This is a genomic window from Delftia sp. PX-1 (assembly GCF_055797465.1).
In genome coordinates, this window is sequence record NZ_CP184763.1 from 1,827,890 (window position 1) to 1,851,620 (window position 23,731).

26 protein-coding genes are annotated in these 23,731 nt (G+C 66.9%); 11 read left to right on the forward strand and 15 right to left on the reverse strand.

The window, feature by feature from the left end; translation table 11 throughout:
- The first annotated feature begins 15 nt into the window (after window positions 1–15).
- From ACN20X_RS08355 to coaD, 4 genes are all read left to right on the forward strand, one after another.
- A complete protein-coding gene (locus ACN20X_RS08355) occupies window positions 16–1,494 on the forward strand; it encodes a M16 family metallopeptidase (protein WP_034366071.1) in 1,479 nt (492 codons plus the stop codon).
- A 26-nt stretch (window positions 1,495–1,520) separates the two neighbouring features.
- Window positions 1,521–2,882, forward strand: a complete 1,362-nt coding sequence (locus tag ACN20X_RS08360) for a M16 family metallopeptidase (RefSeq protein ID WP_046985885.1) — start codon at window positions 1,521–1,523, stop codon at window positions 2,880–2,882.
- On the forward strand, window positions 2,879–3,586 hold the full coding sequence (gene rsmD, locus ACN20X_RS08365; protein WP_016449073.1) for a 16S rRNA (guanine(966)-N(2))-methyltransferase RsmD: 708 nt from the start codon (window positions 2,879–2,881) through the stop codon (window positions 3,584–3,586). The genes ACN20X_RS08360 and rsmD overlap by 4 nt, the downstream gene beginning before the upstream one ends.
- 130 nt (window positions 3,587–3,716) lie before the next feature.
- The gene (gene coaD / locus ACN20X_RS08370; protein ID WP_016449072.1) at window positions 3,717–4,217 is read left to right on the forward strand and encodes a pantetheine-phosphate adenylyltransferase; all 501 of its coding nucleotides are present in this window, start codon (window positions 3,717–3,719) and stop codon (window positions 4,215–4,217) included.
- A gap of 53 nt (window positions 4,218–4,270) precedes the next feature.
- On the opposite strand, the gene ACN20X_RS08375 is transcribed toward coaD, so the two are convergent.
- The 5 genes from ACN20X_RS08375 to ACN20X_RS08395 form a co-directional block, all read right to left on the reverse strand.
- Window positions 4,271–5,389 carry a zinc-binding metallopeptidase family protein gene (locus ACN20X_RS08375; RefSeq protein ID WP_016449071.1) on the reverse strand — a complete coding sequence of 373 codons (1,119 nt, stop codon included), beginning with the start codon at window positions 5,387–5,389 and terminating at the stop codon, window positions 4,271–4,273.
- 165 nt (window positions 5,390–5,554) lie between these two features.
- Window positions 5,555–5,875, reverse strand: a complete 321-nt coding sequence (locus ACN20X_RS08380) for a BON domain-containing protein (protein WP_012203732.1) — start codon at window positions 5,873–5,875, stop codon at window positions 5,555–5,557.
- A 70-nt stretch (window positions 5,876–5,945) separates the two neighbouring features.
- On the reverse strand, window positions 5,946–6,335 hold the full coding sequence (locus ACN20X_RS08385) for a hypothetical protein (RefSeq protein WP_016449070.1): 390 nt from the start codon (window positions 6,333–6,335) through the stop codon (window positions 5,946–5,948).
- Between the two features lie 111 nt (window positions 6,336–6,446).
- Window positions 6,447–6,608 (reverse strand): DUF1328 domain-containing protein, encoded by a 162-nt coding sequence (locus ACN20X_RS08390; protein WP_013803930.1) that lies wholly within the window; start codon window positions 6,606–6,608, stop codon window positions 6,447–6,449.
- A 244-nt stretch (window positions 6,609–6,852) separates the two neighbouring features.
- On the reverse strand, window positions 6,853–8,202 hold the full coding sequence (locus ACN20X_RS08395) for a sensor histidine kinase (RefSeq protein WP_016449069.1): 1,350 nt from the start codon (window positions 8,200–8,202) through the stop codon (window positions 6,853–6,855).
- Between the two features lie 143 nt (window positions 8,203–8,345).
- On the opposite strand from ACN20X_RS08395, the gene ACN20X_RS08400 reads away from it, so the two are divergent.
- On the forward strand, window positions 8,346–8,978 hold the full coding sequence (locus ACN20X_RS08400; protein WP_012203736.1) for a response regulator: 633 nt from the start codon (window positions 8,346–8,348) through the stop codon (window positions 8,976–8,978).
- An 89-nt stretch (window positions 8,979–9,067) separates the two neighbouring features.
- Here the strand turns inward: ACN20X_RS08400 and ACN20X_RS08405 are convergent, their stop codons facing one another.
- The 4 genes from ACN20X_RS08405 to gpmA all read right to left on the reverse strand — a co-directional run bounded on the left by ACN20X_RS08405 (window position 9,068) and on the right by gpmA (window position 12,711).
- Window positions 9,068–9,466, reverse strand: a complete 399-nt coding sequence (locus ACN20X_RS08405) for a response regulator (RefSeq protein WP_013803928.1) — start codon at window positions 9,464–9,466, stop codon at window positions 9,068–9,070.
- A gap of 119 nt (window positions 9,467–9,585) precedes the next feature.
- Window positions 9,586–10,338, reverse strand: a complete 753-nt coding sequence (locus tag ACN20X_RS08410) for a HesA/MoeB/ThiF family protein (RefSeq protein WP_017404230.1) — start codon at window positions 10,336–10,338, stop codon at window positions 9,586–9,588.
- A 71-nt stretch (window positions 10,339–10,409) separates the two neighbouring features.
- Complete coding sequence (locus ACN20X_RS08415) at window positions 10,410–11,846, reverse strand: S41 family peptidase (RefSeq protein WP_016449067.1); 1,437 nt, start codon at window positions 11,844–11,846, stop codon at window positions 10,410–10,412.
- A gap of 121 nt (window positions 11,847–11,967) precedes the next feature.
- Complete coding sequence (gene gpmA / locus ACN20X_RS08420) at window positions 11,968–12,711, reverse strand: 2,3-diphosphoglycerate-dependent phosphoglycerate mutase (RefSeq protein ID WP_473210458.1); 744 nt, start codon at window positions 12,709–12,711, stop codon at window positions 11,968–11,970.
- Window positions 12,712–12,809: 98 nt separating this feature from the next.
- Here gpmA and ACN20X_RS08425 point away from each other — a divergent pair, with 98 nt between their 5' ends.
- The 4 genes from ACN20X_RS08425 (at window position 12,810) to ACN20X_RS08440 (ending at window position 15,279) form a co-directional block, all read left to right on the forward strand.
- On the forward strand, window positions 12,810–13,217 hold the full coding sequence (locus ACN20X_RS08425; RefSeq protein ID WP_017404233.1) for a rhodanese-like domain-containing protein: 408 nt from the start codon (window positions 12,810–12,812) through the stop codon (window positions 13,215–13,217).
- 88 nt (window positions 13,218–13,305) lie between these two features.
- The gene (grxC, locus tag ACN20X_RS08430) at window positions 13,306–13,563 is read left to right on the forward strand and encodes a glutaredoxin 3 (RefSeq protein ID WP_016449064.1); all 258 of its coding nucleotides are present in this window, start codon (window positions 13,306–13,308) and stop codon (window positions 13,561–13,563) included.
- Between the two features lie 129 nt (window positions 13,564–13,692).
- The gene (secB, locus tag ACN20X_RS08435; RefSeq protein WP_013803924.1) at window positions 13,693–14,148 is read left to right on the forward strand and encodes a protein-export chaperone SecB; all 456 of its coding nucleotides are present in this window, start codon (window positions 13,693–13,695) and stop codon (window positions 14,146–14,148) included.
- A 120-nt stretch (window positions 14,149–14,268) separates the two neighbouring features.
- Complete coding sequence (locus ACN20X_RS08440; RefSeq protein ID WP_017404234.1) at window positions 14,269–15,279, forward strand: NAD(P)H-dependent glycerol-3-phosphate dehydrogenase; 1,011 nt, start codon at window positions 14,269–14,271, stop codon at window positions 15,277–15,279.
- 189 nt (window positions 15,280–15,468) lie between these two features.
- Here ACN20X_RS08440 and lysA read toward each other — a convergent pair whose 3' ends face one another.
- Window positions 15,469–16,722: a diaminopimelate decarboxylase gene (lysA, locus tag ACN20X_RS08445; RefSeq protein ID WP_061288232.1), complete on the reverse strand. Its 1,254-nt coding sequence runs from the start codon at window positions 16,720–16,722 to the stop codon at window positions 15,469–15,471.
- A 102-nt stretch (window positions 16,723–16,824) separates the two neighbouring features.
- On the opposite strand from lysA, the gene ACN20X_RS08450 reads away from it, so the two are divergent.
- Window positions 16,825–17,754, forward strand: a complete 930-nt coding sequence (locus ACN20X_RS08450; RefSeq protein ID WP_473210459.1) for a LysR family transcriptional regulator — start codon at window positions 16,825–16,827, stop codon at window positions 17,752–17,754.
- 16 nt (window positions 17,755–17,770) lie between these two features.
- Here the strand turns inward: ACN20X_RS08450 and ACN20X_RS08455 are convergent, their stop codons facing one another.
- From ACN20X_RS08455 to ACN20X_RS08475, 5 genes are all read right to left on the reverse strand, one after another.
- On the reverse strand, window positions 17,771–17,983 hold the full coding sequence (locus ACN20X_RS08455; protein ID WP_016454156.1) for a DUF3079 domain-containing protein: 213 nt from the start codon (window positions 17,981–17,983) through the stop codon (window positions 17,771–17,773).
- 45 nt (window positions 17,984–18,028) lie between these two features.
- On the reverse strand, window positions 18,029–18,880 hold the full coding sequence (panC, locus tag ACN20X_RS08460) for a pantoate--beta-alanine ligase (RefSeq protein WP_017404238.1): 852 nt from the start codon (window positions 18,878–18,880) through the stop codon (window positions 18,029–18,031).
- Between the two features lie 74 nt (window positions 18,881–18,954).
- Complete coding sequence (gene panB, locus ACN20X_RS08465; protein ID WP_012203749.1) at window positions 18,955–19,836, reverse strand: 3-methyl-2-oxobutanoate hydroxymethyltransferase; 882 nt, start codon at window positions 19,834–19,836, stop codon at window positions 18,955–18,957.
- 87 nt (window positions 19,837–19,923) lie between these two features.
- Window positions 19,924–21,486 carry a hypothetical protein gene (locus tag ACN20X_RS08470; protein ID WP_473210460.1) on the reverse strand — a complete coding sequence of 521 codons (1,563 nt, stop codon included), beginning with the start codon at window positions 21,484–21,486 and terminating at the stop codon, window positions 19,924–19,926.
- 3 nt (window positions 21,487–21,489) lie between these two features.
- The gene (locus ACN20X_RS08475) at window positions 21,490–22,719 is read right to left on the reverse strand and encodes an ATP-binding cassette domain-containing protein (protein ID WP_473210461.1); all 1,230 of its coding nucleotides are present in this window, start codon (window positions 22,717–22,719) and stop codon (window positions 21,490–21,492) included.
- Window positions 22,720–22,884: 165 nt separating this feature from the next.
- Between ACN20X_RS08475 and ACN20X_RS08480 the strand changes: the two genes are divergently transcribed.
- Complete coding sequence (locus tag ACN20X_RS08480) at window positions 22,885–23,613, forward strand: Crp/Fnr family transcriptional regulator (protein WP_473210462.1); 729 nt, start codon at window positions 22,885–22,887, stop codon at window positions 23,611–23,613.
- The last annotated feature ends 118 nt before the right edge of the window (window positions 23,614–23,731 follow it).

Genomic DNA, 23,731 nt, shown 5'->3' on the forward strand with positions numbered 1-23,731 from the left:
GAATCACAGCATTCTATGAAACATGCACTCACCCTCCTGGGCTTAATGGCCTGCATGGGCACCGGGGCTGCTTTGGCAGCCCCGGATGCATCCTCTTCCTCCCCTTCGTCACTGCTGCAGACGGTGGCCAGCCAGGCCGCAGGCGGCCAGCGGTCCGCCACAGCAGCGCAGCAATTCACCCTGAAGAACGGCATGCAGCTCATCGTGCAGCCCGACCGGCGCGCGCCCACGGCCGTGCACATGGTCTGGGTGCGCGTGGGCGCCATCGACGAGGTCGACGGCACCTCGGGCGTGGCCCATGCGCTCGAGCACATGATGTTCAAGGGCTCGCGCAAGGTGGCGCCCGGCGAGTTCTCGCGCCGGGTGGCGGCCCTGGGCGGCCAGGAGAACGCTTTCACCAGCCGCGACTACACGGGCTACTACCAGCAGATCCCGTCCAGCCGGCTGGAGGAAGTGATGAAGCTCGAATCCGACCGCTTCGCCAACAACCACTGGCCCGACAGTGAGTTCAAGAAGGAGATCGAGGTCATCAAGGAAGAGCGCCGCATGCGCACCGAGGACCAGCCGCGCGCCGTGCTCATGGAGCAACTGATGGCGGCGACCTTCATGGCCTCGCCCTACCACCGGCCCGTGATCGGCTGGATGAGCGATCTGGACGCCCTGACGCCCGGCGACGTGCGCGATTTCCACAGCCGCTGGTATGTGCCCGGCAATGCCACCGTCGTCATTGCCGGTGATGTGGACGTTGCCAAGGTCCGCGCCTGGGCCGAGAAGTATTACGGCAGCATTCCCGCACGCGCCGTGCCGGTGCGCAAGCCGCGCACCGAGCCTGCGCAGATCGGCATCCGCCGCATCGAGGTCAAGCAGCCGGCCGAGCAGGCCCTGGTGGCCCTGGCCTTCCGTGCGCCCTCGCTGACGCGCGTCAGCGATCTGCAGGCCGATGACCGCGATGCGCTGGCGCTGCTGGTGCTCTCGGCCGTGCTCGACGGCTATGACGGCGCCCGCCTGGAGCGGGCCCTGGTCCAGGGCGAAGGCCGCGTGGCCGACGGCGCGGGCAGCTCCATGTCGCTCATGAGCCGCGGCCCCGGCCTGTTCATGCTGACGGGCGTGCCCGCCACCGGCAAGACTGCGGCCGAGGTCGAGGCCGCGCTGCGCGCCGAAGTGGCCAAGGTCGCCAGGGAGGGCGTCGAGCCTGCCGAACTGGAGCGCGTGAAGACGCAATGGATGGCCTCCAATGTCTATGAGCGCGACTCGGTCATGGGCCAGGCCCAGAGCCTGGGCAATTACTGGATACAGGGCATGCCGCTGGATGCGGAAGACCAGTTGCTGGCCCAGCTTCGCACCATCACGCCCGATGACGTCAAGCGCGTGGCGGCCAAGTACTTTGGCGATGACCAGCTCACGGTGGGCACCCTGGTGCCGCAGCCCCTGCCTGAAGGCGGCAAGCCCCGCCGCACCGACGCGGGTGCCGGCATTGGCGGACCCCTGCATTGATGCCCCCGAAGCACGCTGGAGTGAAGATGAAGAACATGAAAAAGATGGTGGCCAGCTCCGTGCTGGCAAGCGTGGGCCTGGGCTTTGGCGCCACGTCCGCATGGGCCTTGCTGCCCATCCAGCACTGGACCCAGCCCAGCGGGGCGCAGGTCTGGCTGGTGGACAGCCCGGGCATTCCCATGGTCGATGTGCAGATGGATTTCGACGCCGGCAGCCGGCGCGATCCCGCCAATCAGGTCGGCCTGGCCAGCGCCGTGGCGCTGATGGCGTCCAAGGGCGTCACGGCCCAGGGCAGCGCGCCTGCTCTCGATGAAAACGGCCTGGGCCAGGCCTGGGCCGATCTGGGTGCCAGCTTTGGCGCCCAGGCGGGCCGCGACAGCTTCAGCTACGGGCTGCGCTCCCTGACCGAGCCTGCGCTGCTGCAGCGCGCCGTGGCCCTGGCCGCGCGCCAGATCGCCAGCCCCAGCTGGCCGCAGGATGTGTGGCTGCGCGAGCGCGAGCGCTGGACTGCGGCCATCAAGGAATCGGACACGCGCCCCGGAACGGTGGCCGGCAAGGCCCTGAGCCAGGGCGTGTTCGGCACCCACCCCTACGGTGCGCGTGCCACGGCCGAGAGCCTGTCGCGCATCGACCTGTCGGACATGCAGTCCTTCCACCGCCGGCTGATCGCCGCCTGCCGTGCCAAGGTCAGCATCGTCGGCGCCGTCAGCCGCGAGCAGGCCGACCAGCTGGTGCAGCAATTGCTGGCTCCGCTGCAGGCGGCCCAGGGCCAGGACGCCAGTGCCTGCGCTCCGCTGCCCGACGTGCCCAAGGTGCAGGCGCTCAAGGCGCCGGTCAACGAGAACATCCCCTTCGCCTCGGCCCAGGCGCAGGTGCTGATCGCCCAGCCCGGCATTGCACGCAACAGCCCGGACTTCATGGCCGTGCTCGTGGGCAACCACATCCTGGGCGGCGGCGGCTTCACCTCGCGGCTGACCGAGGAAGTGCGCGAAAAGCGCGGCCTGAGCTACAGCGTCTACAGCGACTTCTCGCCAGGCCTGGACGCGGGGGCCTTCACGATCGCCCTGCAGACACGCCCCGACCAGGCGGCCGAGGCCTTGAAGGTGTCGCAGGACACGCTGCGCCGCTTTGTCGCCGACGGCCCGACCGAGAAGGAGCTCAAGGCCGCCAAGGACAATCTGATCGGCGGCTTTGCGCTGCGCATCGACAGCAACCGCAAGCTGCTGGGCAATGTGGCCAACATCGCGTGGAACGGCCTGCCGCTGGACTATCTGGAGCACTGGACCGAGCGCGTGCAGGCGCTGACCGTGCGTGATGTGCGCGAGGCCATGCAGCGCATGCTGCAGCCCGATCGCATGGTGACCGTCGTTGTGGGAGGCAAGCAATGAGCCGCAACAGCATCAAACTGCATACCCCTGCCGGCAAGCGCTGGCTGGAAAAGGCCACGGCCGAGGCCGCGGCGCCCAAGGCGCCTGCCGCAGCACCGGCCGCAAAGGCAAAGGCGGGCAAGCCGGCACCCTCGGGTGCGGGCGAGGTCCGCATCATCGGCGGCCAGTGGCGCCGCACGCGTCTGCCCGTGGCGCAGCGCCCGGGCCTGCGCCCCACGCCGGACCGCGTGCGCGAGACCCTGTTCAACTGGCTGGGCCAGGACCTGACGGGCTGGCACTGCCTGGACGCCTTCGCGGGCACGGGTGCGCTGGGCTTCGAGGCCGCATCGCGCGGCGCGACCAGCGTGCTGATGAACGAGCAGGACGCCGCCCTGGTGCTGCAGCTGCAGCGCCTGCGCGAGCGCCTGGACGCCCAGTCCGTGCGCGTGCTGCGCGGCGATGGCATCGGCTGCCTGCGCCAGGTGGCGCCGGGCACGCTGGACCTGGTGCTGATCGATCCGCCGTTCGACCATGCCGAGCTGTTCGAGCCTGCGCTGAAGGCCGCTGCGCTGGCCGTCTCCGCCCAGGGCTATGTCTATCTGGAGGCGCCCCAGGCCTGGACCGAGGAGCAACTGGCCGAGGCTGGCGGCCTGCAGCTGTTCCGCCATCTCAAGGCGGGTGCCGTCCACGCCCATCTGCTGCGCAAGGCCGCGCAGGACGAGTAGGCTGGCGCCGCAGCCGTGTTCCAGCGCAGGAATGCGGCTGTCGCGCAGCCGACGGGCCATGCTGCAGTGCAATGCATAATGCGCCATCCGTGCCGGACCAGGGCACGCGCAGCCAAGGAAAGTGAACGCCATGAGCCACGACGTGATTGCCGTCTATCCCGGAACTTTCGATCCGATCACGCTGGGTCATGAAGACGTGGTGCGCCGCGCGACCCAGCTGTTCAGCCACGTCATCGTCGCCGTGGCGGCGGGCCACCACAAGAAGACCATGTTCAATCTCGAGGAGCGCATGGAGATGGTGCGCGAGGCCGTGTCCATCTATCCCCATGTCCAGGTCGAGAGCTTTCATGGCCTGCTGCGCGACTTCGTGGTCGAGCGCGGCGGCAAGGCCATGGTGCGCGGCCTGCGTGCGGTCACCGACTTCGACTACGAGTTTCAGCTTGCCGGCATGAACCGCACGCTGATGCCCGAGGTGGAAACCGTCTTCCTCACGCCCAGCGACCGCTACCAGTTCATCAGCAGCACCTTCGTGCGCGAGATCGCCACGCTGGATGGCGAGATCGACAAGTTCGTCTCGCCCAACGTGCGCACGCGACTGCTTGAGAAGGTGCAGGCCAATCGCGCTCCTTGAGAGAGGGAGGCCGGCCAGGCGCCTTGGCCCGCCCCCATGACGAGTTCACGATATCAGGCGCTCTGCGTGGCGGCACTTGCATTCACGGCCGCATGCACGAATTCCAGCTTGCGCCGCGCGCCCATTGAAAGAGCGAACGGATAGGCATCCCCGTGGCCCAGGCTGCGGTTGAGGCTGTTGGTCAGCAGCGTCAGCGGCACCCACTGGTCCAGCATGGTGCCGAAGTCTGGCCGGGCAGGGACCGCGAACGGGTCCTGCACGCACAGCGCGGCCGGCGTTCCCATGCCCGCCGCCGTGCCTGCGCCTCCTGGCAAGGTGATGCAGGTGCCATAGCTGGCCGCAGTCTCCAGCAGATCCACCATGTGCAGGTAATGGGCCCAGCTTTCGGCCCAGTCTTCCCACGGGTGGGAGGTGGCATAGGCGCTGACGAAGTTGTCGCGCCACTGCCCATCCAGCGGGCTGCGTGCGTAGTAGTTCTGCAGGGCCTGGGCATAGTCCTGGCGCTCGTCGCCGAACAGGCGGCGGAATTCCTCGATACGGCCCGCGCCCACCACCAGCCTGTCCCAGAAGAAGTGGCCGGACTCATGGCGCAGATGGCCCACCAGCGTCCGGTAGGGCTCATGCAGCGCCTGGCGGCGCCGGGCACGCTCGGCATCGTCGGCCTCCACCACGTTCAGCGTGATGGTGCCGTTGGCATGGCCGGTCATCACCGGCGCCTGCCCGGGCAGGTCGGCCAGCAGTTCGAAGCGCGGCCCGTCCTCTCCAGGCCTGGGGCCCAGGCCCAGGCGGGCCAGCGTATAGAACAGCTGGCGCTTGGCCGCCTCGATCTTGGTCCAGCGCAAGGCATTGGCCGGGTCTGACAGATCGGGCAGCCAGCGTGTCTGGCGGCAGGATTCGCACAGCGCGTGGGGGTCGTCGGCGGGCAGGGCGAAGTTGCACTGGCCCACAGGTCCCCGGTGGCTGCACATCTTGTAGAGGCGGCCTGGCGGCTTGCCTGCGCCCAGGGAGGACAGGCTCTCCCACAGCGCGCTGTCCCGCGCGCCGGAAACCGGTCGCAGGCAAGCCACATGCAGTCGCTCTGGCAGGAAGGCCAGGGTGGCGCCGCAGTGCACGCATTGAACGCTGTCGAAGAAAACCGGGTGGCCGCAGGCATCGCAGTTGAAAACTCGCATGTCGGTCACTTTACGCCGTATGCCCTGGCGTCATGAAAAATGATTCCCATGTCGCCCTGGCGCTGCAAGGTCAGATTCCCCCAAGGGTGGTTTTCACCGGGGTGGCCCTGCAATGAAAAAAGGCCGGATGACACCGGCCTTTCGATGGCCCCATGGGGGCCTGCATCAGGGGCGAACCACGATGCTGTTGCGCACTTCGCGCACGTTCTTGGTGGTGCGTGCGATCTCGGCAGCGCGGGCCTTTTCCGACTCCGACTTGGCAAAGCCCGACAGTTGCACCGTGCCGTTCAGGGTCTCGACGCTGATGGAGGTGGCCGAGACGCTCTTGTCCTCTGCCATCTTGGCCTTCACGGCAGTGGTGATGCCGGCGTCATCCACATACGAACCCACGGTCTGCTGGTCGCGGGCCACGGAGCAGGCGGTGGTGCCGAGCACGGTGGCGCCGGCGACGAGAGCGAAAGCGATGGCACGGGTGTACTTTTGCATGGTCAGTTCTTTCTTGGACAAGAAATGGAGGGAAACGGTAGTCGAGGGAACTCGGGGGCTGGGCTGCAGCTCACTTGCGCGAGCGGGAACTCATGAAGAACGCGGTGGCCAGGGCTGCGCCCGTGGCTGCTGCCAGCAGCATGGAGCGGCCAGGCTGCTCGATGACGTAGCGCGTGGTGGCTTCCGTGGCAGATTGCAGCTGGCGGCGGGCGCGGTCGGAGCTGTCGGCGCAGAAGTTGATTCCGCGCGTGGCCAGTTCCTGGGCACGTGCCGCGAGGTCGTCGATGACGGGATTCAGTTCACGCTCGATGGACTTCACGCCTTCCTCGGCCTTGTCCAGAGCATTTGCTGCAGTGCGGCGCGTGGTGTTGACGGCTTCCTTGGCAGTGTCTGCTACGTCCTGGGCAACGTCCTTGGCGGTATCGGCGGCTTTGTTCACGGCTTTCTCGGCTTGGCTCATTGGTTCTATCTCCTCAAAACTTGCATGAATGGGAAAGGCGGTCGGGCTGCCGGGCTGGCTGCCCGCCGGAGGCGGGCTTGGGCTGGCAGGTGGCTGAAGGCGGCGCCGCCGCTACTTCTTGATCAGGCTCATCACAAAGGTGACTACAGCCATGATCACGAAAATATAGAACAGGATCTTGGCGATGCCTACAGCACCTGCCGCAATTCCGCCAAAGCCGAAGATGGCGGCGACGAGAGCGATCACGAAAAACACGATGGCGTAGTGCAGCATGTAGAACTCCTTGGTTGTTCGTTGCCAAGAAACGGCATCTGGCTGTCAGGAGCCGAGTGCTGTTCCCATGCGATTGACTGTACCGAGCCGCCCGAGGCCGGATTGACGGTGCCCGGCGTGGCATGGCGTCAGGGTTAGGCAGGGGGTGGGTGTAGGAAAAGCGCCGGCCCGCAGTGCCCATCAAGAAAAACCCCTGCCAGGGCGGCGCCGGGCAGGGGTTGTGCGTGCAGGCGATGCGTCGTGGTCAGGCGGATGCCGGGCTCAGCGGAATGACGGCGGAGATGGCCGTGCCCTTGCCCAGTTCGGAGGAGACGGTCAGCCGCCCGCCTGCCGCCTCCACGCGATGGCGCATGCCGGCCAGCCCGTGGGAGTTGGGGCGCATGGCCGAGGTCTCGAAGCCCTCGCCATCGTCCTGGATCTGCACCGTCACATAGGTCGGGTAGTTGTGCACGGAGACCAGTACGTGGCTGGCCTTGGCGTATTTGCCGATATTGGTCAGCGACTCCTGCACGATGCGGTAGACCGTGAGCTGGGTCGATTCCGGCAGCTCCACCTGCTCCAGGTTCGCTGTGACCTCGATGCCGCTGCGCTCGCCGAATTCGCGTGCCAGGATTTCCAGCGCCGTGGTCAGGCCCAGGTTGGACAGTGACGAAGGACGCAGGTCCTCGATGATGCGGCGCTTGAGGGCAATGCCGCTGTTGAGCGTCTCCACCAGATGGCTGACGCGCTCTCCCACGTCGGGGGCGCTGAGGTCGATCTTGGATTTGAGCCGGGCCACATCGAGCTTGGCCGCCGTCAGCAGCGAGCCCAGTTCATCGTGCAGCTCGCGCGCCAGGTGGCCGCGCTCATCCTCGCGCACCTGCTGCAAGTGGTTGGCCAGCTCCGTCAGCGTGGCCGTGCGTTCGCGCACCAGGGCTTCAAGGCGGTTGCGCTCGTCACGCTGGATTTCCTGCTCGCGCTGATGGGCCTGCTGCAGCGCGTGGGCCTGGCGCAGGTACATGAAAAAGCCCAGCACGCCCAGCGCGGTCACCGTGGCAATGCCTATGCGCGACAGCGACAGCGTGTGCTCGATATCCTGCAGGTTCTTGGCCGAGCGCTCGTCTATGCCTGACAGCAGCTTGCCGGTGTAGTCCCGGATGGCGTCCATGTTCTCCATGCCCACGTCCGTGAACATGACGAAGCGCCAGGCTTCCTCGTTGCCCTGGCGGTACAGGCGCAGGCTCAACTCCATCTCGCTCATCTTGCGCTCGACCTGGCGGGCCAGCGGCGTGAAGATGGCCAGTTCCTGGGGGTCGTAGATGAAGATCTGGCGCAACTCGTCCATGTTGTAGTTGATGGCCGTGATCGCCTTGCTGTAGGGCTCCAGGTAGCGCTCCTCCCCCGTGAGCAGGTAGCCGCGCAGGCCGGTCTCTGCATCGAGCATCAACCGCAGCAGTTGGCTGATTTCCGAGCGGGTCGCCTGGGTCTGGGTCATGGCCTCCAGCGCCTTGGTCGAGCGCTTGTAGCTGGCCTCGTTAATGCTGACAAGCAGCACGGCCGCAACGATGGCAAATGCCAGGCTGATCGCAATTCTTCGGAAATTTATCCAACGCATAAGCATCCTCTCACCTACAAGATCTTCGCCGATATTCTGCATAATTCGTGTTATCGGCAGCCGGAGCAGTTCCTGCCCCGGCCGTTACCATATATTGTTTGCACGACCGGCGTTCCTGCTGGTCCCCCGAAAAAGAGGTATTCATGATCAGAATCGGCATTGTGGACGACCATGCAATTGTGCGCTCGGGTCTGCGTCAGTTTCTCTCGGAACATGTGGACCTGCGTGTAGTCGGTGAGGCCGCCAATGGCCGTGAGGCCATCGACCTGGTCCGAGCCCACGAGATCGACGTGCTGCTGATGGACCTGTCCATGCCCGGGCAAAGCGGCATCGATGCGCTGGCCATGCTGCGGGCCAAGGCCCCCGACATGGGCATCCTGATCCTGAGCGGATATCCCGAGGAGCACTACGCGATCAACCTGATCCGCCAGGGCGCCAGCGGCTACCTGAACAAGGAATGCGATCCCCAGGAGATTGCCGAAGCGATCCGCACCGTGGCCCTGGGCCGCCGCTACCTGACGCCGGCCGTGGCCGACCTGCTGGCCCAGCAGCTCAACCGCAAGGATGACGCGCCAGCGCATGAACAGCTGTCCGAGCGTGAGTTCCAGGTCTTCCTCAAACTCGCGCGCGGCGAAACGGCAGGTGATATTGCGAAATCGCTCTCGCTGAGCGTGAAGACGGTCAGTACCTATCGCACGCGGCTTATGGAGAAAATGGGATTGTCATCCAACAGCGATCTCACGTATTACGCGCTGAAAAACCGGCTGATCGACTGATTTCCAGTCAATAGAAAATACGGGCTGCACGATTATCAAGTCGTGCAGCCTTTTTCTTTGATGGAGAGTAAAAATGCCGTGTTTTGGGTTCAGGCTGTTTTGAGTTGATTGAGCGATGCGGCGTCGATATTCATGCAATAGTCCATGAGTGCATCGATCTCATTGGACTTGTCGAAGACCGCATCCACGCCGAGCTGGGCGCAGCGGCTGCGGATGTCAGGGGTGGCGTAGTTGCTGAGCACCACGATCTTCTGGTGCGGCTGGCGCTCGCGGCAGGCGGTGAGCACACCCAGGCCGCTGCCCTGGCGCAGGAACAGGTCGACGATGGCCAGATCCCATGCATCGGGGTTCTGCTGAAGCCAGTCCGTCCCCGCGCTTTCCGTCTCGGCGATGCCCACGGCCTCGACATCGGCGAGTTCCTCGAGCGTGGCGATCAGGTTCTCGCGGATCGTAGGGTTGTCTTCAACAAGATAGGTGCGCAATTTCACGGCTGTATCCAATAGGGACGCGGATGGCAATCGGAGTCCGGCGGAACCCGGCCTTCATTGTCCTGCGCGACAGCGGGCGATTGTGCCAGTGGGGGATCGGCCTGGAAGTCAGCCGATTCCTACGCCTTGTTGCCGCAAACGGGACAGTCCGGCACACGGGTGGTTTGCATGCTACTCCAATCGAGGCTGCGGCTGTCGAACATGGTCAGGCGGTTTGTTGCAGGCGTGCCAAAACCCGCGATCAGCTTGAGGGCTTCGGCCGCCTGCAGCGTGCCCATGACGCCGACCACGGGGGCGAAGACGCCCATGGTCGAGCACTGCACTTCCTCGAACTGCGCCTCCGGCGGGAATACGCAGGCATAGCAGGCGCAGTTCTCGTCGCGTGGGTCCATCACCATGAGCTGGCCGTCCAGGCGGATGGCCGCCCCCGCCACCAGGGGCACCTTGTGCCGCACGCAGGCCGCGTTGATCATGTGGCGCGTGCGGTAGTTGTCCGTGCAGTCCAGCACCACCGTGGCTTGGGGCACGAGCTCGTCGAGCAGGGCATCGTCTGCGCGCTGCTGGCGGCAATCAATGCGGATGCCGGGGTTGATGGCATGCACGGCCGTGCGTATGGATTGCACCTTGGGCTGGCCCACGCGATCGGTGGTGTGGGCAATCTGGCGCTGCAGGTTGGTCATGTCCACGGCATCGTCGTCCACCAGGGTGATGCGGCCGATGCCGGCCGAGCCCAGGTACAGCGAGGCAGGCGCGCCCAGGCCGCCTGCGCCGATGATGAGCACATGCGCTGCCAGGATGCGCTCCTGGCCTTCGATGCCGATCTCGTCCAGCAGGATGTGGCGCGAGTAGCGCAGCAGTTGATCGTCGTTCATTCGCGTCTCCAGACGTGAAAAAGCCGGGCGCGGGCCCGGCTTGGTGGGAGCGCGGACCCGGTCCGCGCTCTTCAGTTTTCCTTCTTTTCGGGCTCGCGCTCGGTCAGGGTCTTGCTGACCATGACGGGCTGGCCCTTGAGGCGGTTGAGCGCCTGCTGCAGCTGGAAGTCCTTTTCGGTGCCGAACTCGGGCAGGCGACGCTCGGCCAGGGGCTTCTTGGCCTCTTCCTCCAGGCGCTTGCGGGCTTCCTCGCGGGCCTTCTCGCGCACTTCGTCCTTGACTTCGGCGCCCTGTCCGCTGGACAGGTGCTTTTCCAGGTCGGCCTCGCGCATGCGCAGGGCAGCGAACAGATCGCCTTCAGGGGTCTCGTCCACCATCACGTCAGGAACGATGCCCTTGGCCTGGATGGATTTGCCGCTGGGCGTGTAGTAGCGGGCCGTGGTCAGCTTCAGGCCCGTGTCGGGACCCAGCGGGCGAACGGTCTGCACCGAGCCCTTGCCGAAGGTCTGGCTGCCCATGATGACCGCACGCTTGTGGTCCTGCAGGGCGCCGGCCACGATTTCGCTGGCCGATGCCGAGCCTTCGTTGACCAGCACCACCAGCGGCAGCTTCTTGAGCGAGGCAGGCAGGCGCTGCAGCGGGTCTCCCATGCCGCGGCGGGCATAGAAGCTGGGCGAGGCCTTGTAGGTTTCCTTGCTCTCGGCCAGCTGGCCGTTGGTGGACACCACGGTCACATCGGGCGGCAGGAAGGCTGCCGAGATGGCGACGGCCGCGTCCAGCAGGCCGCCCGGGTCGTTGCGCAGGTCCAGCACCAGGCCCTTCATGTTGGGTTCCTGCTTGTACAGCTCTTCGACCTTGCGCACGAAGTCGTCCACCGTGCGTTCCTGGAACTGGCTCAGACGAATCCAGCCGTAGCCGGGCTCGATGACCTTGCCCTTGACGGATTGCGTCTTGATTTCCTCGCGCGTGATGGTCACGGGGAAGCTGCGGCTTTCATCCTTGCGCAGGATGGTCAGCTGCACCTTGGTGTTGGGCTCGCCGCGCATGCGCTTGACGGCGTCGTTGAGCGACAGGCCCTTGACGGCCGTGTCGTCGATCTTGGTGATCAGGTCGCCTGTCTTCAGGCCCGCGCGGAAGGCGGGGGAGCCTTCGATGGGCGAGACGACCTTGATCAGGCCGTCTTCCTGCGTGATCTCGATGCCTACGCCGACGAAGCGGCCCGAGGTGCCCTCGCGGAATTCCTTGTAGGACTTCTTGTCGAAGTACTGCGAATGCGGATCGAGGCTGGACACCATGCCGGAGATGGCATCGGTGATCAGCTTCTTGTCGTCGACCGACTCGACATAGTCGGTCTTGATCAGGCCGAAGACGGCGGACAGCTGCTGGATCTCTTCCAGCGGCAGCGGGGTCATGGCACCGCGGGCCACGGTCTGCAAGGAAACCGTGGTCAGTGCTCCGGCGATTACGCCTACGGAAACCCAGCCGGCAATTTTGATTTTCTGGCCCATATCACCCCTTTAACCGCGTCAATATACACCCGCTTGGAAAGGCAAGCGCCCGCGTGGTTCCCTAAAAACGGCGCAGCAAGTGCAATTTCCGTAGCAGGCGCTCACCTCAGGCGGGTCAGGCTCAAGCCTTGCCCTGTGCGGCCACGGCGGCTGCCGCCTTGGCGGCAGCCTCGGCATCGCCCAGGTAGTAGTGGCGAATGGGCTTGAGATCGGCATCCAGCTCGTAGACCAGCGGAATGCCGTTGGGCACGTTGACGCCGACGATGGCGTCATCCGAGATGCCGTCCAGGTACTTGATCAGCGCGCGGATGGAGTTGCCATGCGCGGCAACCACGACGCGCTTGCAGGACAGGATGGCGGGCGCGATGGACTCGTTCCAGAACGGCAGCACGCGCGCGACCGTGTCCTTCAGGCATTCGGTCAGCGGCACCTGGCTGGGGTCCAGCTGGGCGTAGCGCACGTCGCTGCGCTCGCTGCGCGGGTCCTGGGGCTCCAGGGCCGGCGGGGGCGTGTCGTAGCTGCGGCGCCAGACCAGCACCTGGGCGTCGCCGTATTGCTTGGCCATGTCGGCCTTGTTCAGTCCCTGCAGGCCGCCGTAGTGGCGCTCGTTCAGGCGCCAGCTGTGCTGCACGGGCAGCCAGGTGCGGTCCATTTCGTCCAGCGTGTGCCACAGCGTGCGCGTGGCGCGCTTGAGCACGCTGGTGAAGGCCAGGTCGAAGTCGTAGCCTTCGGCCTTGAGCAGGCGGCCGGCGTTCTTGGCCTGTTCGACGCCGGTGGCGGTCAGGTCCACATCGGTCCAGCCGGTGAAGCGGTTTTCGAGGTTCCAGGTGGATTCACCGTGGCGGATCAGCACGAGCTTGTACATGGCGGCTTTCTAAGTCTCTCGATGCGACAAAGCTGGGCTGTCGCGGGGGCAAAAGCCAGCATTCTAGAATTGACAGGTTTGCCAACCCAAGGAATGACGTGAAATTCATCATCGATAACTGGTATTTGATCCTGATCGCGCTGGCTTCCGGCGTGATGCTGCTGCTGCCCCTGGTGCGCGGCGCAGGCGGCGGCTCGCTGACGGCGGCGCAGGCCGTGCAACTGATCAACCGCCAAAAGGCCGTGGTCATCGATGTCTCCGAGCCCGAGGAGTACGCGGCCGCCCATGCCAATGGCGCCAGGAATGTGCCGCTGGGCCAGTTCGAGGAAAAGCTGCCTGCCACCGTGAAGAACAAGGCCCTGCCGCTGGTGCTGATCTGCACCAAGGGCAACCGCGCCTCGCGTGCCGAAGGCATTGCGAAGAAGCTGGGCTACGAAAAGGCCCAGGCCCTGGCCGGTGGCCTGAAGGCCTGGCGCGATGCCGGCATGCCGGTTGAAAAGGCCTGAAGCGCCTCCAGTTGATCACGATGGAAGCCGCTGCGCCGCGTCCCCGGCGCCTGCAGCCGGCAAGCCGCCCACTCGAAGAAAGTCGCATATGCAAGCCGTGAAGATGTACACCACCGCTGTCTGCCCCTATTGCATCCGGGCCAAGCAGATCCTCAAGTCCAAGGGCGTGGAGCAGATCGAAGAGATCCGCATCGATACCGACCCTGCCGCGCGTGACGTGATGATGCAGAGCACGGGCCGCCGTACGGTGCCCCAGATCTTCATCGGCGACCACCATGTGGGCGGCTGCGACGACCTGATGGCGCTGGACGCCGACGGTGGCCTGGTGCCCATGCTGCAAAGCTGAAACACGGGCACTGCATAATGCAGGCCCAGGTGCCCGCTGCGCAACCTATTGGCAGCGGGCATTTTGTTGGTGATTTTTTTGATGCCCTGGCCGCCGTGCCAGGGTTTTTTGCCCAGAAAGACTGATTCCATGGCCGAACAGGACACTCCCGTCTTCCAGATCCAGCGCGTCTACCTCAAGGACCTGTCGCTGGAGCAGCCCAATTCGCCCGCCATCCTGCTGGAGCAGGAGCAGCCCAGCGTGGACATCCAGCTCGGCGTCGAGGCGACTCCCGTGGCCGAAGGCATCTACGAAGTGGCCGTGACGGCCACCGTGCAGACCAAGATCCAGGACAAGACCGTGTTCCTGGTCGAGGCCAAGCAGGCCGGCATCTTCGAGATCCGCAACGTGCCCGAAGACCAGATGGGTGGCGTGATCGGCATTGCCTGCCCCCAGATCATCTATCCCTACCTGCGCGGCAACGTGGCCGACGTGGTCACACGCGCCGGCTTCCCGCCCGTGCACTTGGCCGAGATCAACTTCCAGGCCATGTACGAGCAGCAGCAGGCAGCCGCCCAGGCGGACGGCAACTCGCTGCCGCAGTAAGCCGGTCCCATCCCGGCCGATGAGACTTGCGCCCAGGCGCGTCGCATCGCTGTGGTACAAGAAAAGAGGCCCGAGGGCCTCTTTTTTTCATCAACGTCGCTTCTTCAACGTCGGGCAGATATGAACATTGTGGTGATTGGTGCAGGCGCCTGGGGCACGGCGCTGGCAATGAGCGCGGCCTCGCGCGATGACGGACGTGTCGTGACGCTGTGGGCGCGCGACGCTGCCCAGGCGCAGGCCATGCGGGACAGCGGCGAGAACGCGCGCTACCTGCCGGGCGTGGCGCTGCCTGCCGCGCTGCAGGTGGTGCATGGCGAGATCGACGGCCACCTGGCTGCGGCAGACCTGATCGTGATCGGCACGCCCATGGCGGCCTTGCGCGAATGGCTGGGCCGCCTGCGCAATGTGCGGGCGCCCGTGGTGTGGCTGTGCAAGGGCTTCGAGGCCGTGCCCGCAGGCGCGTCGGCCGCCGCCCATGGACTGATGGCGCACGAGGTCTGCGCCCAGGTGGCGCCCGATCTGCTGTGCGGTGTGCTCAGCGGCCCCAGCTTTGCGGCCGAGGTGGCGCGCCACCAGCCCACGGCCCTGGTGGCGGCCAGCCGGCATGCCGAGGTCAATGACGCCCTGGTCGCGGCCTTCCATGGCGATGCCATGCGCGTCTACGCCAACGCCGACATCGTGGGCGTGGAAGTGGGCGGCGCCGTGAAGAACGTGCTGGCCATTGCCACCGGCCTGTGCGACGGCCTGCAGCTGGGCCTGAACGCCCGCGCCGCGCTGATCACGCGCGGCCTGGCCGAGATGACGCGACTGGGCCTGGCCCTGGGCGCGCGGGTGGAGACCTTCATGGGCCTGTCCGGCCTGGGCGATCTGGTGCTGACGGCCACGGGCGACCTGTCGCGCAATCGCAAGGTGGGCCTGCTGCTGGCCCAGGGCCGCACGCTGGAGCAGGCCGTGGCCTCGCTGGGCCATGTGGCCGAGGGCGTGTACAGCGCGCGCACCGTGCTGGCGCGCGCGCGGCTGCTGAACGTGGAGATGCCGATCACCGAAACCGTGGTCGAGCTGCTGGACGGCCGGCTGCAGGCGGCCGAGGCCGTGCAGCACCTGATGGCGCGCGATCCGCGCGGCGAGTGATTCTTCGGTGTCCATGAAAAATGGCCCACACGCTCCCCTTGCTGCGCAAGGTCCACTGCCCCCCGAGGGGGCCGCTTTTCATCTTGGGGCGGCCCGGCGATGAAAAAGCCCCGGAGCTGGAAGGCCCCGGGGCTTTTTTGCGTCAGAAATCCTGGCGCCTGGCGCGCTACATGCCAGTTACAGGCCCAGTTACAGGCCCAGCTCCAGACCCAGCAGTTCCTCCACCGTCTGGCGGCGGCGGATGAGGCGCGCGCTGTCGCCGTCGACCAGCACCTCGGCGGCCAGCGGGCGCGTGTTGTAGTTGCTGGACATGGAGCTGCCATAGGCGCCCGTGTCATGGATGACCAGCAGGTCGCCCACCGAGGCGCCTGCCAGCGCGCGCGGCAGCACCACGCCGCCATCGCCCTGGGTGAACACGTCGCCCGATTCGCACAGCGGGCCGGCGACCACGGCATCGCGCAGGGGCATGGCCTGGCCGTCGCGGCGCAGCACTTCCATGCCGTGCCAGCTGCCGTACATGGAAGGGCGCATCAGTTCGTTGAAGCCCGTATCGACCAGCACGAAATGGTTGCTGCCCGCGTTCTTGGTGGCGCGTACCTGGCCCAGCAGCACGCCCGACTCGGCCACCAGGAAGCGGCCCGGCTCGATCTCCAGGCCCAGCGCGTGGCCCACGATGGCCTCGGCGTCCTTGCGTGCCGCATCCCACAGGCCGTGGTAGTGGGCGGTGTCGATGGTGGCGTCGCCATCGCGGTAGGGAATGGACAGGCCGCCGCCGGCCGAGATGGCCTGCAGGTCATGGCCTGCCTGGCGGGTGGCGCGCACCAGCTCGACCATGGCGCCGCAGACCTGCTGCAGGTGGCCGTAGTCCACGCCCGAGCCGATGTGCATGTGCAGGCCTGCCAGCTTCAGGCCGCCGTCGCGGATGGCCTGCAGCGCCGCCAGCAGGTCGCTGTGCCAGATGCCGTGCTTGCTGTGCTCGCCGCCCGTGTTGGTCTTGTTGCTGTGGCCGTGGCCGAAGCCGGGGTTGATGCGCAGCCACACGGGATGGCCGGGCGAGGCCTGGGCCAGCTGGTGCAGCATGTCGATGGAGCCGGCGTTCACGGGCACCTTGTGCTCGGCCACGCAGGCCAGCGTGGCCTCGTCCATCACGTCGGCGGTGAACACGATGTCGCTGTGCAGGTCGTCGCCATGGCCGGCCGCGTAGCCGGCGGCCAGCGCGCGCAGGATTTCGCCGCGCGATACCGCATCCACCTTCACGCCCTGCTCGCGCATCAGCCGCAGGATGTGGATGTTGGAGCAGGCCTTCTGCGCAAAGCGGATGGTGTCGAAGGCCTTGAGCTGGGCGATGCGCGCGCGGATGGTGGCGGCGTCATAGACCCACAGCGGCGTGCCGTGCTGGTCGGCCAGGGCCCAGAGCTGGGCGGGCGAGAAGGGATTGGACATGGTGTCTCTTTCAGGGGAACTGCCGCGCATGATGGCGGATGGAGGGCATTCAGTCCAATGCTTGTTCTTATGGTGTCTATTTGATTTGGATATGCTCTTGCCATGCAAGACCCCGCGCCGTCGCACACGTCCCCCGAGCCCCGCATCTCCCATCGCCACCTGGAGGTGTTTCGCGCGCTCATGCTCAGCGGCAGCGCCACGGCGGCGGCGCAGATGCTGTACAGCTCCCAGCCCACCGTCAGCCGCGAACTGGCGCGCCTGGAAAGCCTGCTGGGCTATGCGCTGTTCGAGCGCGCCCAGGGCCGGCTGCGGCCCACGGCACGCGCCCTGTCGCTGTGGGCCGAGGTGCAGCGCAGCTGGCAGGGGCTGGACCGGGTGGTGGAGCATGCGCTGGCCCTGGGGCGTCCGCACCAGGCGCGCATCAACGTGCTGTGCCTGCCCGCCCTCAGCCATGCGCTGCTGCCTGCAGCGCTGGCGCGCCTGCATGCGGAGCACGGCCCCGTGGCCGTCAGCGTGGCCACGCAGGAGGCGCCGCTGCTGCAGGAGTGGATGGCCGCCCAGCGCTACGACCTGGGCCTGGCCGAACTGGCCGAGGCGCCGCCCGGCACGCGTGCTCTGGCTTTGCCCGCCATGGACGAGGTGGCCGTGCTGCCGGCAGGGCATGCGCTGGCGGCCCGCCCGGTGCTGGAGGCGGGCGACTTTGCGGGGGAGGGCTTCATCAGCCTGGCGCGAGACGACCCCTATCGCCAGCAGATCGATGCCGTGTTCGAGCAGGCCGGCGTGCAGCGCCAGCTGCACCTGGAGACCCACAGCGCCGTGGCGGTCTGCGCCATGGTCCAGCATGGCCTGGGCGTGGCCATCGTCAATCCGCTGACGGCGCGAGTCTGCGCCGGGCCGCAGCTGGTGGTGCGGCCGCTGGCGTTTTCCATTCCCTTCCAGGTCCATGCGCTGCTGCCGCTTCACCGGCCGGCCGTGGCCGAGGCGCAGTGGCTGGTGGACGCGCTCGCCGCCGAGGTGGCCGCGGTCGCTTGAAGTGGGGTGGGCGACTTCAGCGCGCCGCGTCCTTCAGGCTGGCTGCGTTGTCTGCCGCCGGCTCGGGCGGCAGGCCCCACTCCATCCAGTCGTCGCCAAAGATCTCCACCGGGTGCTGTGTGCGGTCCGATCCGTTGCCGCAGGCCAGCTCGTCGCGGGCGCAGTAGCGGTCGCAACCCCAGCAGGTGCGCTCGGGATGGGCGGGGTGGATGGGGAATTTCCTGGCCATGGCATCCAGCTTGGATCGCCATGGCCGCCAGGGTTTTGCGCTGGATCAGAACTCCAGGTTGTCGATCAGGCGCGTCTTGCCCAGGCGCGCGGCGCCCAGGGCCACCAGGGGTGCACCGGCCAGTTGCGCGCCCTCGGCCGGCGGCTGCAGGTCACGGCGCAGGCGCACGGTCAGGTAGTCGGGCTCCCAGCCCTGTGCGGCCAGGGACTGCATGGCCCATGCCTCCAGTTCGGCCAGCGGCGCCTGGCCTGCGCGCGTGGCGTCGGCCAGTTGCTTGAGTGCGTGCGACAGCGCCATGGCCTGCTGGCGTTCATCGGGGCTCAGGTAGCCGTTGCGCGAACTCAGCGCCAGGCCGTCGTCGGCGCGCGCCGTGTCGCCGGCCACGATGTTCACGGGCAGGGCGAACTGCTCGACCATGCGGCGGATCACCAGCAGCTGCTGGTAGTCCTTCTTGCCGAACACGGCCGTGCCGCCGCCGCTGGCGAAGAACACGGCCGAGAACAGCTTCATCACCACGGTGCACACGCCCGTGAAGAAGCCGGGGCGGAAATGGCCTTCGAGGATGTCGGCCAGCTGCGCGTCGGGCTGGATCTTGAAGGTCTGCGGCTCGGGGTAGAGATCGGCTTCGCGCGGGGCGAACAGCAGGTCGCAGCCTTCGCTCTCCAGCTTGGCGCAGTCCTGCGCCCAGGTGCGCGGATAGCTGTCGAAATCCTCGTGCGGCAGGAACTGCAGGCGGTTCACGAAGATGCTGGCCACGACGATGTCGCCGTGCTGGCGCGCGGCGCGCACCAGGGACAGGTGGCCATCGTGCAGGTTGCCCATGGTGGGCACGAAGGCAGGGCGGCCCTTGCTGGCCAGGATGGCGCGCAGGTCGGCGATGGAGTGGACGATTTGCATGGGGAAGCGGGGAAGCGGGAAAACGGGGGAACGGGAAGCGGGAAGCGGAAAAACGGACCGTGCAGCCTGCCGGACTACCAGGCGTGCTTGCTGTCGTCGGGGAAGCTGCCGTTCTTCACGGCATGTACATAGGCCTCGAAGGCGCCCTTGACGCTGCCCGCATCGGCCATGAAGTTGTGCACGAAGCGGGCCATCTTGCCCAGGTTCACGCCCAGCATGTCGTGCAGCACCAGGACCTGGCCGGCCGTGCCGCTGCCCGCGCCGATGCCGATGGTGTGGCAGTGCGGCAGCTCGGCCGTGAGTTCGCGCGACAGCTGTGCCGGCACCATCTCCAGCACCAGCATGGAGGCGCCTGCATCCTGCAGTTCCAGCGCATGGCGGCGCAGCGTGGCCGCGCCCTCGTCGCTCTTGCCCTGGACGCGGTAGCCGCCCAGCGCATGCACGGTCTGCGGCGTCAGGCCCAGGTGGGCGCAGACGGGCACGCCGCGCTCGACCAGGAACTGCACGGTGGGCGCGGTCCAGCCGCCGCCTTCGAGCTTGACCATATGGGCGCCGGCCTGCATCAGCTCGCAGGCGCTGCGCATGGCCTGCTCGCGGCTTTCTGCATAGCTGCCATAGGGCATGTCGGCGATCAGCCAGGCCGTGCCCTGCACGCGGTGCAGGCCGCGCGCCACGCTGGCCGTGTGGTAGCACATGTCCTGCAGCGACACGCCCACGGTGCTGTGCAGGCCCTGGCAGACCATGCCCAGCGAATCGCCCACCAAAATGCACTCCACGCCGGCCGCATCGGCCACGGCCGCGAAGGTGGCGTCGTAGGCGGTGACCATGGTGATCTTCTCGCCGGCCTCGCGCATCTGCGCCAGGCGCGGAAGGCTCACGGGGCGGCGCTGGGGCAGCGGCGAGGCGGGAGGGATGGTGCCGTAGGGCGTGCCGGCGGTGACGGGGGCTTGGGTCATGGGGCGCTCGGAGGGGGATGGAATTGCCGCGAGTCTATGCGATGCGCGCCGGGGGCACCTGTCCCTGAGCTGTCCTTTGCTGTTCCGTCACCTTTCGGGCAGGCCACGCCATCGGCGCCACAGCGGAGACAGCAGGGCCACGAGCGTGGCCGTGCTGGCTGCCACGGCAGGCGCGCCCATCAGCAGGTCCAGCCAGTGCTGGGTATCCGTCCAAGGGTCTGCGCTGCCGGCGGGTTGGGGCAACAGCAGTGCGGACCACTTGGACCAGGCGGCGGCGAGCCATATCAGGGCCAGCGACATGCCCAGGGCCAGCAGCACCGCGCCGGCCCAGGGGCGCTTGAGCACACGGATGCGCAGCCAGGCGACCGATATCAGCGCGGCGGGAAACAGCCCCAGCACATAGAGGTTGGTGATTCCCAGCATCCCGGCCAGCACGCTGCCAAGCAAGGTCAGGACCAGGCATGCGCCCCAGGCCACCAGCTGCATGGCGGGCATCAGGCGCACCAGCACCAGGGCCAAGGCGAGGAAGAAGCCAACGCTGGCGGCCGCAAGCAACTGGGACATCCTTGGCCATTCGTCGTCGCGGGACCTGTCAGCGCGCCGCAGATGGCTTTCCTGGTAGGCCGGCAGGGCCAGGCCGTAGCGCGGGTGCTGCCATTGCACATGCTGCAGCGGGCTCCACCGGCTGTCGAACCTCTCCAGCAGCATGAGCCACTCACGGTTGCTCTGGGCCAGATAGGTACCGAAGCATTTGCGCGGATCCGGCTCCAGATCCAAAGGCCTGCTGCGACCCAGGGGTGGTTTGCAGTTGGAGTTCTGCGCTCTGGATACCTTCTCGCCAGTCTCTGGTTGCGGGTTCGCTGCCAGGTAGGCGCGCCATTCCTGGGCCAGGGGGGATTGCAGCGCGCTGCGGTAGCTGGCCAGCAGGTGCTCCGCCTGGTCCTGCGCGGAGCTGGCAGACTGGCGCACATAGCCTCTGGCCTGCAATGGCTGGCCGTAGCGCTCCAGCGTCGCGGCAATCGCGCCCTGGTCTCCGCGCATCAACCAGACCAAGGCCTGGATGCCCGGGTACTTCGCCGGATCGACCTCTTCCTCGCGCAGCACACGTATCCATTCCACGAGCATGGCCGCCTGGCGTGGCGCGACAAGCGCCTCCAGGGCTGCGACTTGCTCGACAGTCTGGATCTGTGCACTGACATCCGTGTCCGACCATTGGCGCTGCATCCGCATTTCATAGATGGGCGAAAAGGCGATCGCAGGCGCGAACAATAGCGATAGGAACAAGGCTCCCCACAGGTACTCCCACCACAGGCCCCAGCGGCCCACGGGGGCGTGTTCGCGCCAGCGGTTGTGGATGCGCACGCGCAGCAACCACCACAGCGCCAGGCCGATCGCCACGATCCAGGCCACGACGGAGCCGATGTCCAGTGCCAATTGCTCGGGCGTTTGCTGTGCCGTGGACGCAACGCCGGGCAGGGAGCCCATCCAGCGCGCGGGTTCGGCCATCCATTGCATCCAGATGCCCAGCACCAGCACGCACCACAGCAGCGCCAGCGGCAGATACCAGTGCAGCCGCAACTGCCACAGCAGGGGGCAGCGCATCAGCACCCATTGGTCCCAGCGGTTCGTCATATCGGAAAAACGTGGCATGGCTCAGTCCCTCACGAACAGGCGGCGGGTGGATGCGGTGATGTCGCGGAAATAGCGCACGGGCATCTGTGCCTGCACGGCCTGCGCCAGGAACTGCGCTGCCGTGAAGGGCACGTGAAAACTCACGATGTGGGTCTGGCCGCTGAGCTGGTGCGTATGGGATGGCAGCTGGTCCAGCCAGGGTTTCAGTTGCGCCATGGCCCAGCCGGTCTCGAACTCGATGGCGCAGCCTTGCATGGCGGCAAAGCTCTGCTGAACGCTGCGCGGCTGGCCTTGCTCCAGGAACAGCACCTGGTCGGCCACCTTTTCCACCTCGTACAGCTGCTGTGAACTCAGCACCAGGGCCATGGGTTGCCAGGGCGAGCGCGCCAGCGACTGCAGATCGGTCAACAGGGTCTGCTGGGCGTTGATGTCCAGGTTGGCCAGCGGCTCGTCCAGCAGCAGCACGCGCGGCCGGCACAGCAGGGCGCGCGCCAGCTCGAAGCGCATCTTGTAGCCCGAGGACAGCTGTTTCCACTGGTGGCCCCGGAAGGCGCGCAGCCCCAGCTGCGCGATGACCAGCTGTACCAGGCAGATGTTGCGTGGGCCCACGGCGCCATGGCTGCGCGCGGCGAATTGCAGATGGTCCATCAGGCGCCCGCTCCAGACGGCCGGGCGCTGGGGGATATAGGCGAGCTGTGTGCGCAGCAGGTAGGCATCGGCGGCGGGAACGCCCCAGTCCAGCTGCCCCGCGTCGGGCGCCAGATCGGCGGCCAGCAGGCGCAGCAACGTGGTCTTGCCGTTGCCGTTCTCGCCCACCAGTCCGAGGATGGTGCCGGGCTCCACGGCCACATCCACCGGCCCCAGCGCAAAGCCGCCGCGCCGGTAGCGCTTGACCAGTTGCCGTCCCAGTATGCGGTGCGCACGGTATGCACGGTGCGCGCTGGGAGGTGCGGAATCGGCCTGCAGCGCCTGGCCCGGGGCATGGGCGGCATGCAGGGCGTCGAAAACCTGCTGCACCAGCGCGCGGCGGGGCTCTGCGCCGGAATCGGCAGCGAGGCCATCCCAGGCGTCCAGCGCAGTCAGCAGGCTCTGCTGCACGGCGGTTTCGGCCGGCAGGGCGGCGTCTATGAGTGCACGCCAGGCCCCATGCCATTGCTGGCTGGCGATCGCCTGTTCCACGGATTGCGCCCAGGCCGCCACGGTGGCCTGCGGGCGCGCGGGTGGTCGTGCCGATTCGATGCTCGCTTCCATGAAGCCCTCCCTTTTTTCTGTGCTGCGCGGTGCGGCCATCCGGGGAGCCGGACAGTGCGATTCCCGGCGCGCGACGAGTCTATGCGATCCCGCTATGCTGTACTTCCCGCGACGGACGACAGGGCCCGCACAGGCCCTGCGGATGCGCTTCAACGGTGTTGCACCATGTCCGGTTCCTTACAGACATCTCCGCTTCTTCCCGCCGTGGCCTGGCAGGGCCTGCGCCAAGTCCATGTGCTGCAAAGCCTGTCCGACGAGCGCCTGGCCGAACTGGCGGCGCAATGCCGCTGGCAGCAACTGGCCACGCACCAGAGGCTGGAGGGCGCCTATGCCGACCAGCGCATGTACATGCTCGTCCACGGCAGCCTGCGCGTCAGCAGCTATGCCGCGAACGGACGCGGGCTGACGCTCGGTGAAATTGCCACAGGCATGTTCGTCGGCGGCCAGATGCAGCAGCAGCAAAACGAATGCGGGGGCATACCACTGGTCGTCGAGGCGGGAGAACCCAGCCTGGTGGCCTCGCTCGCGCCCGAGGATGTGGAAGCACTGCTGATGAGCGAGCCCCGGGTGCTGCGCGCCTTCATCGTGCGGCTCAGCAGCCTGGCCGTGACGCTGGCGCGGCGCATGGTCAATCTGGGAACCCTCAGCGTGCGCAGCCGACTGCATGCCCTGCTGCTGGAGCGCGCCGAACTGGCCGGGGAGGAGCAGGGGCAGGCCCTGCTCGCCCCCGCGCCCCGGCAGACCGATCTGGCCCTGATGCTGGGCTCCAGCCGCGAGGAAGTGGCGCGCGAGATGTCGCGCCTGGTGCGCCTGGGCCTGCTGCGGCGCGAAGGCCGCAACCTGCGCATCTGCCATGTCGAAGGCCTGCGCGTGCTGCTCGAGGAAGCGCGCTGAGCCTTGTCTGCCGCGGCTGTTTCAAGCCGCGAAAAACACTGTTTCTAGAACGCGTGAATCGGCCTTCTGTCGAGGGGAGCACGGGTGAAAAGGCAGCGGGCCGCCCGGGCTGGATGCC